We start from the raw sequence: 12,030 nt of genomic DNA, 5'->3' as shown, positions 1-12,030 counted from the left end.
TCCTGCCGGTCTTCAGCCGCAAGCCGATCTTCGGCTACATCGGCCTGGTCGCGGCGACGCTGTGGATCGCCGTCTTGTCGGTGGCGGTGTGGGCGCACCACATGTTTGTCACGGGCGCGGTGAACCTGCCGTTCTTCTCCTTCATGACGTTCCTGATCGCGGTGCCCACCGGGGTGAAGTTCTTCAACTGGATCGGCACGATGTGGGGCGGCTCGGTGTCGTTCGACACCCCGATGCTGTGGTCGGTGGGCTTCTTGACCACCTTCCTCTTCGGCGGTCTGACCGGCGTCATCCTGGCCTCCCCGGCCCTGGACTACCAGCTGTCCGACTCGTACTTCGTGGTGGCGCACTTCCACTACGTGGTGTTCGGCACGGTGGTGTTCGCGATGTTCGCGGGTTTCTATTTCTGGTGGCCCAAGATGACCGGGCGGATGCTGGACGAGAAGCTCGGCAAGCTGCATTTCTGGCTGCTGTTCATCGGGTTCCACACCACGTTCCTGGTGCAGCACTGGCTGGGTGTGGAAGGCATGCCGCGGCGCTACGCGTCGTACGGGGCCAATGAGGGCTTCACCACGCTGAACGAGGTCTCCAGCGTCGGCGCCTTCGTCCTCGGCCTGTCGATGCTGCCGTTCTTCTACAACGTCTACAAGTCGCGGAAGGCGCCGCTGGTCGGTGTGGATGACCCGTGGGGTTGGGGCCGTTCGCTGGAGTGGGCGACGAGTTCGCCGCCGCCGCGGCACAACTTCGTCAGCCTGCCCCGCATCAGGTCCGAGAGCCCCGCTTTCGACCTGCACCACCCGGAGATCGCGATGGCGGAGTACCCGGACAGCGGCGCGCCGCGGGACAACCTGCTGGACGCGGGCGAGGACCAGGGCCGGGTCGAGAATCTCGAGCGCAACCTGAACGCCGGCACCGACGTGGATGGAGAGGGTAAGGCATGAAGGCGGAGGCCTGGGTCTTCGGCATCCTGACGGTGTTCGTGCTGATCGTGACGCCGATCTACTGGATCATGTCGGAGGACCCGACCGGGACCACCGCGCTGGTGATGACGTTCTTCCTGTCGTTGCTGGTGGCGTTCTACCTGAGCGCTACCGGCCGGCGGATGGACGCCCGGCCGGAGGACCGCAAGGAAGCCGAGATCGTGGAAGGCGCCGGCGAGCTCGGCTTCTTCCCGCCGTACTCGTGGTGGCCGCTGTGGTGCGCGCTGACCCTGTCGGTGATCGTCCTCGGCCTGGTCTTCGGCTGGTGGCTGTTCATCATCGGCAGCGGTATCGGCATCGTCACCCTGAGTGGCTGGGTCTTCGAGTACTACCGCGGGGATCACGCGCACTGACCGAACTAAATCGCGGTACCCATCGTCACCAGTACTGCGGGCCGAACGGCCTGCCGTGCTGGTGACGTTTTTATGCAGTGCGTGGGTTGTCGGCGAGGCCGGTTAGGCTTTGGTGCGGCGGCAGATCGTTTCTCAGGGGAGCTCAGGTGTCGAGTAGTTCGGTCCGGAAGCACGGCCTTGCCGTGGCGGGGGTTTGCGCGTTGCTGCTGGTCAGCACCGCCTGCAGCGACACCGAGGCGGGGAGCCCAGCGCCCTCCTCCGGTTCGTCGCAGAGCAACTCCACGCCGGGCGCGTCCACCACTCCCGGCGGTTCGACACCCTCAGCAGACCCGTCGGCCGCGAACGTTCAGGTCGTGCCGGCGAAGGGTGCTGCCTCGGTTCGCCCGGACAAGCCTGTGACGGTCACCACGTCGTCCGGTTCACTGAAGGACATCACCCTGCGTGACGCCGAAGGCGACAAGGTCGAGGGTTCGTTCAACGAGGAGAAGTCCCAGTGGACCTCCGAGCCCCAGCTCAAGCCCGGTGTGAAGTACACGCTGACCGGCACGGCCGAGGGTGGCGACGGCAAGTCGGTCCCGATCAGCTCGACCTTCAGGACCCTGGCTGCCGCGAACAAGCTGAAGGCCTCCGTGGCGCCGCTCGACGGCGAGACCGTCGGTGTGGCGATGCCGATCCTGATCTTCTGGAACCGCGCCGTCACGGACCGCGCGGCCGTGGAGAAGCGGCTGTCGGTGAAGACCTCCGTCCCGGTCGAGGGCAGCTGGCACTGGGTCAGCAGCAAGCAGGTCAACTACCGCCCCAAGAACTACTGGCCGGTCGGCACCAAGGTGTCCGTCGACATCGCCATCCAGGGCGTCAACGCGGGAGCCAACACCTGGGGTGCCGCGAGCCGCAAGATCGACTTCAACATCGGCAAGTCCGTCGTCACCAAGATCGACGTGAAGCGCCACACGATGTCAGTCGTCATCAACGGCAAGCTGGCCCGCACCATCCCGATCACCGCCGGCAAGTCCGGCTTCACCACCCGCAGCGGGGTGAAGGTGATCATGGAGAAGTACCCGGTCAAGCGGATGGACGCCCGTACGGTCGGCATCAAGCCCGGCGACCCGGAGTACTACGACATCCACGACGTGAAGTGGGCCCAGCGCGTCACCAGTTCCGGTGAGTTCATCCACGGCGCCCCGTGGTCGAGCGGCAGCCAGGGCACCGAGAACGTCAGCCATGGCTGCGTGGGCATGAGCCTCAAGGACGGCGCCTGGTACTTCTCCCAGACCCTCCGCGGCGACCCGGTCATCGTCACGGGCACCGCCCGCAAGATGGAGCCCAACAACGGCTGGACAGACTGGAACGGCACCTGGGCCGCCTACAAGGCCGGCTCCGCCCTCAGCTGAGTCCTCCGGTACTACGCACGCCCCCACGCGGCTCCTCCGTAGGAGCTCGCCGTGGGGGCGTTTGCGTGGTGGTCACCTTGCCGCCTCCGCTAGCCGCCTCTAGGACCTGTGGGCCGGGGGAGACGCCACCGAGCCCGTCCGCACTCAAGCGGCTTCCAGAGGCGTCTCAGCGGCTCCCGACGGGGGTCTCAGCGGCTCCCGGCAGCGTCTCAGCGGCTTCCGGCGGCGCTTGAACAGTTCCCAGCCCTCGGTGTCTGGCTACTGCGACTAGCCCCGAAGGCGTAGCGCAACGAAAGAGGCCCCGGCAGGTAGCCGGGGCCTCTTTCGTTGCGCGGGGGAGTCGCCTCAGTGGCGGGTTACCTCGCGGGCTGTTTCTTCGTCGAGTTCTACCGTGCCGGTGGCGCCTTCGACTTGCGGGTGCTCGTCGTGGGACGCGTGGGCGTGGGCTTCCTGGATCTCCTCCGTCGTCGGCTTCTGCACCGCGTCGGCGAAGTAGAAGTCCGACAGCTTGGCGCGGAGCTTGTTCAGAGCGCGGCGCGGGGCGCGGACGCCGTTGTCGTCGGTCTCAGGACCGATTTCCAGCGGCAACATGCGGTCCCGGGCGGTGAGCTCGTACGCCTCGTACTTCGAGATCGGGGTGTGCTTCTCGTAGTACGAACCTTCCGGGGTCCGGACGATGATGCCGGACTCCAGACCGTGCAGGAGCCGCTCGTTGTCGGCGCGCTGCAGCGAGATCGCGATCCGCCGGGTCGCCCAGAACGCGAGGATCGGGCCGAGGAAGACCGCGATCCGCAGGAACCAGGTGACGTTGTTCAGCGAGACGCCGAAGTGGGTGGCGATCAGGTCGTTGCCTCCACCGATCCACAGCAGGCCGTAGAAGGTGATGAACGCGGCGCCGATACCGGTCCGGGTCGGCTGGTTGCGCGGCCGGTCCAGCAGGTGGTGTTCGCGCTTGTCGCCGGTGATCCAGCCCTCGATGAACGGGTACGCGGCCACCAGCGTGACGAACGCGGGCGGGATGATCAGCGCCGGTATCAGCAGGTTCCAGCTGAGCGTGACGCCCCAGAATTCCGACTCAAATCCCGGCATCAGGCGCACGGAGCCCTCCAGCCAGCCCATGTACCAGTCGGGCTGGGAGCCTGCCGTCACCTCGGCTGGGTTGTACGGACCGTAGAGCCAGACCGGGTTGATCTGCAGCAGCGCGCCCATCAGGGCGGTGATGCCGAAGACGACGAAGAAGAAGCCGCCGGCCTTGGCCATGTACACCGGCATCAGCGGGTAGCCGACGACGTTGTTGTTGGTCCGGCCGGGACCCGGGTACTGCGTGTGCTTGTGGTAGACGACCAGGAACAGGTGTGCCGTCACCAGCGCCAGGATCAGGCCGGGGATCAGCAGCACGTGGATGGTGAAGAACCGGGACACCATGTCGTCACCGGGGAACTCGCCACCGAAGATGAAGAAGCTCATCCAGGTGCCGACCACCGGCGACGCCTGGATCATGCCCTGGGTGATGCGTAGACCCGTACCGGACAGCAGGTCGTCGGGGAGGCCGTAGCCGATGAAGCCCTCGATGATGCCGAGGAACAGCATCGTGAAGCCGATCACCCAGTTGAGCTCACGCGGCTTGCGGAACGCGCCGGTGAAGAAGATGCGGAGCAGGTGCACCATCATCGAGGCGACGAACAGGATCGCGGCCCAGTGGTGGATCTGCCGCATCAGCAGCCCGCCGCGGACGTCGAAGGAGATGTCCAGCGTCGAGGCGTAGGCCTCCGACATGTGCAGGCCCTTGAGCAGGCTGTACGAGCCCTGGTACTCGATCTCGGCCATCGACGGCTTGAACCAGAAGGTCAGGAAGATGCCGGTCAGGATCAGGATGATGAAGCTGTAGAGCGCGATCTCGCCGAGCATGAACGACCAGTGGTCCGGGAAGACCTTGCGCAGGTTCTTCTTCCCGATCTTGCCGATGCCCAGGCGGTCATCGAGCCACTTGACCGGTGGCGGGAAGTCTTTCTCAGACATTGGATGTCACCCTCGTTCCCAGAAGCTCGGGCCGACCGGCTCGGTGAAGCCGCTCTGCGCGACGATGTAGCCCTCTGCGTCCACTGCCAAGGGTAGCTGGGGCAGCGGACGAGCGGCTGGGCCGAAGATCACCTTGGCGCCGTCGGCCAGGTCGAACGTCGACTGGTGGCACGGGCAGAGCACGTGGTGCGTGGTCTGCTCGTACAGCGAGATCGGGCAACCCACGTGGGTGCAGATCTTCGAGTAGCACAGGATCCCGTCGATGCCCCAGTTCTTCCGCTCCTCGGTGGTGCGGATCTTCTCGGGGGCGATCCGGACCATGATCACCGCGGCCTTGGCCTTGGCGTTCTGGTACTCGACCGGGCTCTCTTCCTGGATCGGGTTCAGGTTCGCCGGCGCCGCGTTGACCAACTGGCCGACGATCAGGTCGGACGGCTTGATCGGGCGCAGCGTGACGTCGTTCACCACCCGGATGCCCTTGGCCCAGATGGTGTTGTAGAGGCTGCGGCCCGGGGACGGGCCGAGGTCCCGCAGCAGCACGATGGCCGGCAGGCCGAGCATCGCGGTCGCACCGATCAGCGACCGGCGGATCAGCTTGCGGCGGGTGAAGCCGGACTCTGCCACGCCCTCCTGGAAGGCGTCGATGATCTCGGCCTTCTTGGCCGGCTCCGTGTACGCCGGGTGCCGGTCCTCGGCGATCTCGGTGTCGACCATCAGCTTCTTGGCCCACTGGATCGCGCCGGCACCGATCAGGAACAGCGACAACCCGAGGCACAGGCCGATGGTGAGGTTGTTCGCGTTGCCGCTGAGCGGTCCGAAGGTGACGACGGAGTCGCGTGGGATGGCGAAGTACGCGACGCAGGAGCCCAGGGCGAGCAGGCCCGCCAGGCTGAACATCCCGGCGACCTGGCGCTCGACCCGGTCGGCGGCCTTCGGGTCGACATCGGTGATCCGCAGTTCGTGCGGCTCGATGCCCGGGTCCGGGATCGGCTCGGCCACCTGCATTGGGCCGTGCTCGGGCCCGTGCTCCGCGCCGACCGCGGGCAGGTTCGGCTTGTCCTCGCTCATCCCCGTCCTCGCTTCGCTCCGGGCGCGGATGAGCGCGGGCTGCTGTGCTTGATGGTGATCTCGCTTCGCTCGTTCACTCGGCCTTCGCTCCCTTGGCCTTGACGCCCTTGGCGCCGATCCAGACCGCTACGCCGACCAGCAGGCCGATACCGACCAGCCAGCCCCACAGACCCTCGGAGACCGGGCCTAGCCGGCCGAGGCCGAAGCCACCGGGGTCCTTCTGCGTCTCCAGCGCCTTGACGTAGGCGATGATGTCGCGCTTGTCCTCCGGCTGCAGCACCTGGTCTGAGAAGACCGGCATCTGCTGCGGGCCGGTCAGCATGGCCTCGTAGATGTGCTTCTCGCTGACACCCATCAGCGACGGGGCGTAGCGGCCGTTCGGCAGCGCGCCGCCCTTGCCGGCGAAGTTGTGGCACGCCGTGCAGTTGGTCCGGAACAGCTCGCCACCGCGGGTGACCTGCTCGTCGGTGGCCTTGCTGACGTCGTACGCCTCCTCGGCCGGTACCGCGGGGCCGGGGGCGAGCGACGCGACGTACGCCGCCATCGCCTCGATCTCGGCCTGGGTGTAGCTCGGCGTCTTGCGCGGGATCTGCGCGCCGGGCTGCATGGCCGGCATCCGGCCGGTACCGACCTGGAAGTCGACCGCGGCCGCGCCGACGCCGATCAGCGACGGGCCGGCCATCTTGCCCTCGCCGTTGCCACCGCCTTCGGCGTTCAGGCCGTGGCAGCTGGCACAGCCGACCGCGAAGAGCTTCTTGCCCTCTTCGATCTGCTGGGACTGGGCCGAGGTGTCCGCCGTCGCGTTGTCAGGGGCGAACGCGGCGTACGCGGAGCCCACCGCCAGGAGGCCGAACAGAAGCACGACGAGGCCGGCTGACCGGTGCCGTCGTCGCGCGGAGAGGAAGCGCGCCGGTGACAAGGAAAGTCTCTTCTCACTCATTTGAGCAGGTAGATGGTCGCGAACAGGGCGATCCAGACCACGTCGACGAAGTGCCAGTAGTACGACACGACGATCGCCGAGACGGCCTGTTCGTGGGTGAACTTACGGGCCATGTACGTCCTGGCGAGGACGTACACGAAAGCGATGAGACCGCCGGTCACGTGCAGACCGTGGAACCCGGTGGTCAGGTAGAAGACTGATCCGTACGGCGACGACGCGATCGTCACGCCCTCGTGGATCAAGGTCGCGTACTCCGTCACCTGGCCGGCGATGAACACCGCGCCCATCAGGTAGGTGAGGATGAACCACTCGCGCATGCCCCAGCCGCGGATGTTCAGGGCCGAGCCGGTCCGTCCGACCTTGCCGTGCTCGGCGGCGAAGACGCCCGCCTGGCAGGTGAACGACGACGCGACCAGGATGAACGTGTTCACCGAGGCGAACGGCACGTTCAGCATCTCCGTGGAGGCTGCCCAGAGCGTTTCCGTCCCTGGTGCCGCCGCGGCGGTCGTCACCGACCGGATCGTGAAGTATGCCGCGAAGAGGGCGGCGAAGAACATCAGTTCGCTCGAGAGCCAGACGATCGTGCCGACACTGACCATGCTGGGACGGTCGTGGTGTCCGTGTTCACGGGACGCTGGGAGCGCGGTTGCAGTGGCCACGCGGTCATTATGTCGGTCCGGGTATCCGACAGCACGCCCACCCCCATGCATGTCGGCGACTTGATCTTTCTACTGTGGACAGGTGCTTCCCCTCCACGCCGAACCCGGCGACCAGATCGAGCCGTTCACGCCGCTGCGTCTGCTGACCGCGTGGACCTTCGAGCCGGTGTTACTGGCAGTGATCGTGGTGGTCGGCGCGCTCTATCTGTACGGCGTTCACAGGCTTCGCGCCCGCGGTGACAAGTGGTCCCGCGCCCGCACTTTCGCCTTCGTGGGACTGGGCCTGGGCAGCGCCGTGATCGCCACCCAGTCGGCGCTCGGCACCTACGACACGGTGCTTCTGAGCGTCCACATGGCTCAGCACATGATCCTGTCGATGCTGACTCCGCTGGCGCTGGCGCTCGGCGCGCCGGTGACGCTCGCCCTGCGCACGCTTCCGGGCAAGCCCCGCGGCTGGTTGCTCTCCGTGTTGCACTCGCGCTTCGCCAAGGTGATCTGCTTCCCGATGATCGGCTTCACCCTGTTCGTCCTGAGCCCCTGGGCGCTGTACTTCAGCGGCTGGTACGAGGCGACGCTGCAGTCGACCGTGCTCCACGATCTGCTGCACGTGCACTTCATCGCGGTGGGGGCGCTGTTCTTCTGGCCGCTGCTCGGCCTCGATCCCGTCCCCGGCCGGGTGATCTACCCGTTCCGGCTGATGCTGACCTTTCTGACGCTGCCGTTCCACGCCTTCCTCGGGATCACGATCATGTCGGCGAGCAAGTTGATCGCCGAGGACTGGTACACCGCCTTCGCTCGCCCGTGGCCGCCGTCACCGCTGCGTGACCAGTACATCGCGGGCGGTTTGCTCTGGGGGTCGGGCGACATCGTCGGCCTGATCTTCTTCGGCGTCCTGTTCGTTCAGTGGGTGCGGCAGTCGCAGCGTGAGGCGAGGCGGGAAGACCGCCGGCTGGACCGGTTGGAGGAGCAGGCGCGCAGGACCGGGCAGCCGCCCCGGTAGCATTCGCGATGTCCACTCGTCACAGACACACAGCTTGGGATGAATCGATGAGTTCAGAGCGTCCGCTGAAGGTGCTGGTCTACAGCGACGACCGCACCACGCGGGAGTCCGTCCGGCTGGCACTGGGCAAGCGGCCGGCGGCCGATCTGCCCGAGATCGAGTACGTCGAGTGCGCCACCGAGCCGGCCGTGATCAAGCAGATGGACGCGGGCGGTGTCGACCTGGCCATCCTGGACGGCGAGGCCGTTCCCGCCGGTGGGCTCGGGATCGCCCGGCAGTTGAAGGACGAGATCTTCCGCTGCGGCCCGATCCTGGTGATCATCGGCCGCCCGCAGGACGCGTGGCTGGCCACCTGGTCCCGGGCCGAGGCGGCCGTCTCGCACCCGATCGACCCGGTGCGGCTGGCCGAGGCGGCCGGCGACCTGCTCCGGCAGCGCGTCGCCACGCTGCCCGCGACGACCTGATCGCGCCGGCATGACCGCCCCGCAGGGAACCACCGCCGGTACTGCGCCCGCCGGTCGGGCACTGACCTGGCCGCAGGTACTGAACCCGTTGCTCCGGCACGAGGACCTCGATGCCTCGGCGACCGCCTGGGCGATGGAGCAGATCCTGTCCGGCGCGGCCTCCCCGGCCCAGCTGGCCGGATTCGTGATCGCGCTGCGCTCCAAGGGCGAGACGGTGACCGAGGTCGAGGGCCTGGTCGCCACCATGCGCGAGTTCGCCACCCGGATCGAGGTACCGGGCCGCACGCTCGACGTCGTCGGTACCGGTGGTGACCAAGCGCACACTGTGAACATTTCCACCATGTCGGCGATCGTCGCGGCCGGTGCCGGGGCGAAGGTGCTCAAGCACGGCAACCGCGCGGCCTCGTCGGCCTGTGGTGCCGCGGATGTGCTGGAGGAGTTGGGTATTCCGCTGGACCTCACCGCCGCGCAGGTCGCCGCGGTGGGGGAGTTGGCCGGGATCACCTTCTGCTTCGCGCCCGCGTTCCACCCGGCGTTGCGGCATGCCGCAGTACCGCGTCGTGAGCTGGGTGTGCCGACCACCTTCAACTTCCTCGGGCCGCTGGCCAACCCAGGCAACCCGTCGGCGCAGGCCGTCGGGGTGGGGGATGGGCGGATCGCTGGGCTGATGGCCGGAGTACTGGCCCGGCGTGGGATCGACGCGCTCGTCTTCCACGGCGATGACGGGCTTGACGAGCTGACCACGATGACGACGTCGCAGGTGTGGACGGTTGGACGTGGTGTGGTCGAAGGTCCGGAGACGCTGGATCCGCGGGAGTTGGGGATCGCGCCGGTGCCGGCGGAGGCGCTGCGCGGTGCGGACGCGACGTACAACGCGAAGGTCGTTCGCGCGCTGCTCGACGGTGAGCCGGGGGCGGTGCGGGACGTAGTACTGCTGAACGCGGGGGCGGCGCTGGCTGCTCACGACGGCAGCACTGGGCCGCTCGTCGGGCGGATCCGGGCCGGGATGGACCGTGCCGCGGAGGCGATCGACTCCGGCGAGGCGAAGAACGTGCTGGACCGTTGGGTCGCTGCTTGTGTCGAGGTTCGTTCTTAGTTCGTTGTGACTGAGCCCCCGCTTCCCCGGATCAGGGGAGCGGGGGCTCACTGGTTCTGCTTTCGGTCAGCTGGTGATCTTGATCTCCTGGACCTTCTGCCGCCAGACCGCGATCCATTGCGGGGTCGAGCCGGCGACGTCGCCGATCGACACGACCGCCGTACCGTCGCCGCGATCGATCACGGCGATCAGGATGGTGGAGTAGGTCTCCTTCAGCAACGGCACCTTGACCGGGACCCGGGCGGTGATCTCGTGCCCGCGGTGCCGGCCCACCGTGATCGGCCGGTGCCTGACCACGGTCGGCTTGATCTTGTCGTCGTACAGCCGGGTGAGCGCCTGCTCCCCGCTCGCCACCGCCGCGGCCTTCAACCCGGCCGGGGTGTTGGTGAACGCGATGCCCTTGTTCAACCCGCCGAACGAGACGTAGTTGCCCCAGCTCGCGGTCTTCCCGTCGTAGTTCTTGTGCACGGTCAACCAGGTCGCGGCACCGCCGTACAGGCCGGTGTTCTCACTGTTGGTCGACCACGCGGACCCCATCAACGGCATCGTATCGTTGTTAAAGGCAACGATATTGGGCCCGACGACCTTGCCTTCCGGTGGCGGCGGCGCAGTCGGCTTCACCGAGGGCGTGAGCGTAACCATCGGCGTCGAGTTGGCCGCGGGCAAGTCCACCGGAGTAACAGCATCCGCCGCATCCCAGATCCAGTTGACACTCAACCCAGCAACCACCAACGCCGCAACCACCACCCCAACGGCCCCCACCAACCGAGCCCGCCGCCCCCCGTCCTCAACGCGAGGAGAGGCCACCCGCCCATACCCCTCAGTCCCATCCCCACCAGGCCCGTACTCCGCCGCCTGCTCCCCGTCCCCAACCCGCCCATACTGCTCAGCCTGCTGCCCGTACTCCGCAGGCCGCTGCCCGTGCTGCTCTGAACCCGCCAGCCCGTACTCCGCAGCACCCGCCTGCCCGTACTCCGCCGGCCGCTGCCCGTGCGGCTCTGCACCCGATCGCGCATGCTGCGGTGCCTCCGACGGCCCGCTCTGCTGCGAAGGCTGTTGTCCGTACCCCGGCGCACCTGGCCGCCCACCCGCAACCTGCTGCTGCGGCTGCCCAACGGGCGGCACCCCAGCCCCACCAGTCCGCTGTCCAGGCGCCGCCGCACTCGGCTGCCCACCTTGCGCCCACCCGGCAGGCGGTCCACCTACCTGCCCAGGCGTCATCTGGCCGGGTTGCTGCCACGGCCCAGCCGGCTCACCACTCTGACGTCCGTGCCCGGCGCCAGGACCACCCTGAGGTCCTTGCCCGGGGCCACCTTGGCTGCCCCACCCAGGCCCCTGCTGCCGGCCCTCACCACCTGCTACCTGCCCTGGCCCACCCGTCGGCGCGTGCCGAGGCCCACTGCCTGGCGATTGCCCAGGCTCACCTGCTGTCGGCTGCCAAGAGCTGCCTGCTGTGCCTTGCTCACCTGCACCCGCTGGTACCTGCCAAGGGCCGCCTGCCGAGCCTTGCCCGCCAGCGTCGGCTGGCGCCTGGGCTGGTCCACCGGCTGGCGCGTGCCGAGGTCCACCGGCTGGTGGCTGTCCGAGCCCACCGCCTGGCGTTTGCCCGGGACCGCTTGCCGGGGCCTGTCCAGCTCCAGTGGCTGGTCCTCGGCGGTCGAGAGCACCGGCATCTTGCGGCCGTGGCGGCATGCCCGGCTGCTGACCAGCGCCGTACGAGGGTGCCTGCGGTCGTCCACCAGCGTGTTGAGCGCCTTGCGAAGCTGACTGCTGGTGAGGCGCAGGACCTGCGTCCGGCGAGTACTGCTCAGGCCTCTGCGTGCCTGCGTCCGGCGAGTACTGTCCGGGCCTCTGGGTGCCTGCGTCCGGCGGCGGGTACTGGCCGGGCTGCGGCGGACCTTGGGTTCCGGAGTGCTGCGGGCCTTGAGGACCCTCATGCTGACTAGGGCGCTGCGGGGCAGCCTCCTGTGGTCGTACTGGCTGAACCCACGTCCCGCCGTCCGGCGCTGGCTGAGTCCACGTCTCGCCTTGCGACGGTGGCTGAGTCCACGAGCCGGCTT

12 protein-coding genes are annotated in these 12,030 nt (G+C 67.8%); 6 read left to right on the top strand and 6 right to left on the bottom strand.

Going from position 1 to position 12,030, the window contains the following annotated elements; translation table 11 throughout:
* The 3 genes from ABD255_RS34830 to ABD255_RS34820 form a co-directional block, all read left to right on the top strand.
* Positions 1-941 (top strand): cytochrome c oxidase subunit I (locus tag ABD255_RS34830; RefSeq protein ID WP_344221042.1); only part of this gene is annotated, 941 nt, incomplete at its 5' end.
* Positions 938-1,333 (top strand): cytochrome c oxidase subunit 4, encoded by a 396-nt coding sequence (locus ABD255_RS34825; RefSeq protein ID WP_344221041.1) that lies wholly within the window; start codon positions 938-940, stop codon positions 1,331-1,333. The genes ABD255_RS34830 and ABD255_RS34825, both read left to right, overlap by 4 nt.
* Before the next feature lie 146 nt (positions 1,334-1,479).
* On the top strand, positions 1,480-2,724 hold the full coding sequence (locus ABD255_RS34820; protein WP_344221040.1) for a L,D-transpeptidase: 1,245 nt from the start codon (positions 1,480-1,482) through the stop codon (positions 2,722-2,724).
* Positions 2,725-3,069: 345 nt separating this feature from the next.
* Here ABD255_RS34820 and qcrB read toward each other — a convergent pair whose 3' ends face one another.
* From qcrB to ctaE, 4 genes are all read right to left on the bottom strand, one after another.
* A complete protein-coding gene (gene qcrB / locus ABD255_RS34815) occupies positions 3,070-4,743 on the bottom strand; it encodes a cytochrome bc1 complex cytochrome b subunit (RefSeq protein ID WP_344221039.1) in 1,674 nt (557 codons plus the stop codon).
* Between the two features lie 6 nt (positions 4,744-4,749).
* Positions 4,750-5,811 carry a cytochrome bc1 complex Rieske iron-sulfur subunit gene (gene qcrA / locus ABD255_RS34810; RefSeq protein ID WP_344221038.1) on the bottom strand — a complete coding sequence of 354 codons (1,062 nt, stop codon included), beginning with the start codon at positions 5,809-5,811 and terminating at the stop codon, positions 4,750-4,752.
* A 73-nt stretch (positions 5,812-5,884) separates the two neighbouring features.
* Positions 5,885-6,751, bottom strand: coding sequence for a cytochrome bc1 complex diheme cytochrome c subunit (qcrC, locus tag ABD255_RS34805; RefSeq protein ID WP_344221037.1), 867 nt, complete (start codon positions 6,749-6,751; stop codon positions 5,885-5,887).
* The gene (gene ctaE / locus ABD255_RS34800; protein WP_486336053.1) at positions 6,748-7,461 is read right to left on the bottom strand and encodes an aa3-type cytochrome oxidase subunit III; all 714 of its coding nucleotides are present in this window, start codon (positions 7,459-7,461) and stop codon (positions 6,748-6,750) included. The genes qcrC and ctaE overlap by 4 nt, the downstream gene beginning before the upstream one ends.
* A 31-nt stretch (positions 7,462-7,492) precedes the next feature.
* On the opposite strand from ctaE, the gene ABD255_RS34795 reads away from it, so the two are divergent.
* The 3 genes from ABD255_RS34795 to trpD are packed head-to-tail and all read left to right on the top strand — an operon-like array spanning position 7,493 to position 9,970.
* Positions 7,493-8,410 carry a cytochrome c oxidase assembly protein gene (locus tag ABD255_RS34795; RefSeq protein WP_344221035.1) on the top strand — a complete coding sequence of 306 codons (918 nt, stop codon included), beginning with the start codon at positions 7,493-7,495 and terminating at the stop codon, positions 8,408-8,410.
* 47 nt (positions 8,411-8,457) lie between these two features.
* On the top strand, positions 8,458-8,874 hold the full coding sequence (locus ABD255_RS34790) for an Rv3143 family two-component system response regulator (RefSeq protein WP_344221034.1): 417 nt from the start codon (positions 8,458-8,460) through the stop codon (positions 8,872-8,874).
* Between the two features lie 10 nt (positions 8,875-8,884).
* The gene (trpD, locus tag ABD255_RS34785; protein WP_344221033.1) at positions 8,885-9,970 is read left to right on the top strand and encodes an anthranilate phosphoribosyltransferase; all 1,086 of its coding nucleotides are present in this window, start codon (positions 8,885-8,887) and stop codon (positions 9,968-9,970) included.
* 66 nt (positions 9,971-10,036) lie between these two features.
* Here trpD and ABD255_RS34780 read toward each other — a convergent pair whose 3' ends face one another.
* Both ABD255_RS34780 and ABD255_RS34775 read right to left on the bottom strand, forming a co-directional pair.
* Positions 10,037-10,507, bottom strand: a complete 471-nt coding sequence (locus tag ABD255_RS34780; RefSeq protein ID WP_344221032.1) for a hypothetical protein — start codon at positions 10,505-10,507, stop codon at positions 10,037-10,039.
* Positions 10,508-11,328: 821 nt separating this feature from the next.
* On the bottom strand, positions 11,329-11,907 hold the full coding sequence (locus tag ABD255_RS34775; protein ID WP_344221031.1) for a hypothetical protein: 579 nt from the start codon (positions 11,905-11,907) through the stop codon (positions 11,329-11,331).
* Positions 11,908-12,030 lie beyond the last annotated feature (123 nt).

It is taken from the genome of Kribbella sancticallisti (assembly GCF_039530625.1).
Taxonomy (GTDB): Bacteria; Actinomycetota; Actinomycetes; order Propionibacteriales; family Kribbellaceae; genus Kribbella; species Kribbella sancticallisti.
This window is presented reverse-complemented; position numbering and strand designations above follow the sequence as displayed.

What these genes read in the sequence shown, in the direction of transcription:
- ABD255_RS34825 (WP_344221041.1), top strand. Translation starts at nt 938, where the DNA reads ATGAAGGCGGAGGCCTGGGTCTTCGGCATCCTGACGGTGTTCGTGCTG.
- qcrB (WP_344221039.1), bottom strand. Translation starts at nt 4,743, where the DNA reads ATGTCTGAGAAAGACTTCCCGCCACCGGTCAAGTGGCTCGATGACCGC.
- qcrA (WP_344221038.1), bottom strand. Translation starts at nt 5,811, where the DNA reads ATGAGCGAGGACAAGCCGAACCTGCCCGCGGTCGGCGCGGAGCACGGG.
- qcrC (WP_344221037.1), bottom strand. Translation starts at nt 6,751, where the DNA reads ATGAGTGAGAAGAGACTTTCCTTGTCACCGGCGCGCTTCCTCTCCGCG.
- ctaE (WP_486336053.1), bottom strand. Translation starts at nt 7,461, where the DNA reads ATGCATGGGGGTGGGCGTGCTGTCGGATACCCGGACCGACATAATGAC.
- ABD255_RS34790 (WP_344221034.1), top strand. Translation starts at nt 8,458, where the DNA reads ATGAGTTCAGAGCGTCCGCTGAAGGTGCTGGTCTACAGCGACGACCGC.
- trpD (WP_344221033.1), top strand. Translation starts at nt 8,885, where the DNA reads ATGACCGCCCCGCAGGGAACCACCGCCGGTACTGCGCCCGCCGGTCGG.
- ABD255_RS34780 (WP_344221032.1), bottom strand. Translation starts at nt 10,507, where the DNA reads ATGGGGTCCGCGTGGTCGACCAACAGTGAGAACACCGGCCTGTACGGC.
- ABD255_RS34775 (WP_344221031.1), bottom strand. Translation starts at nt 11,907, where the DNA reads ATGAGGGTCCTCAAGGCCCGCAGCACTCCGGAACCCAAGGTCCGCCGC.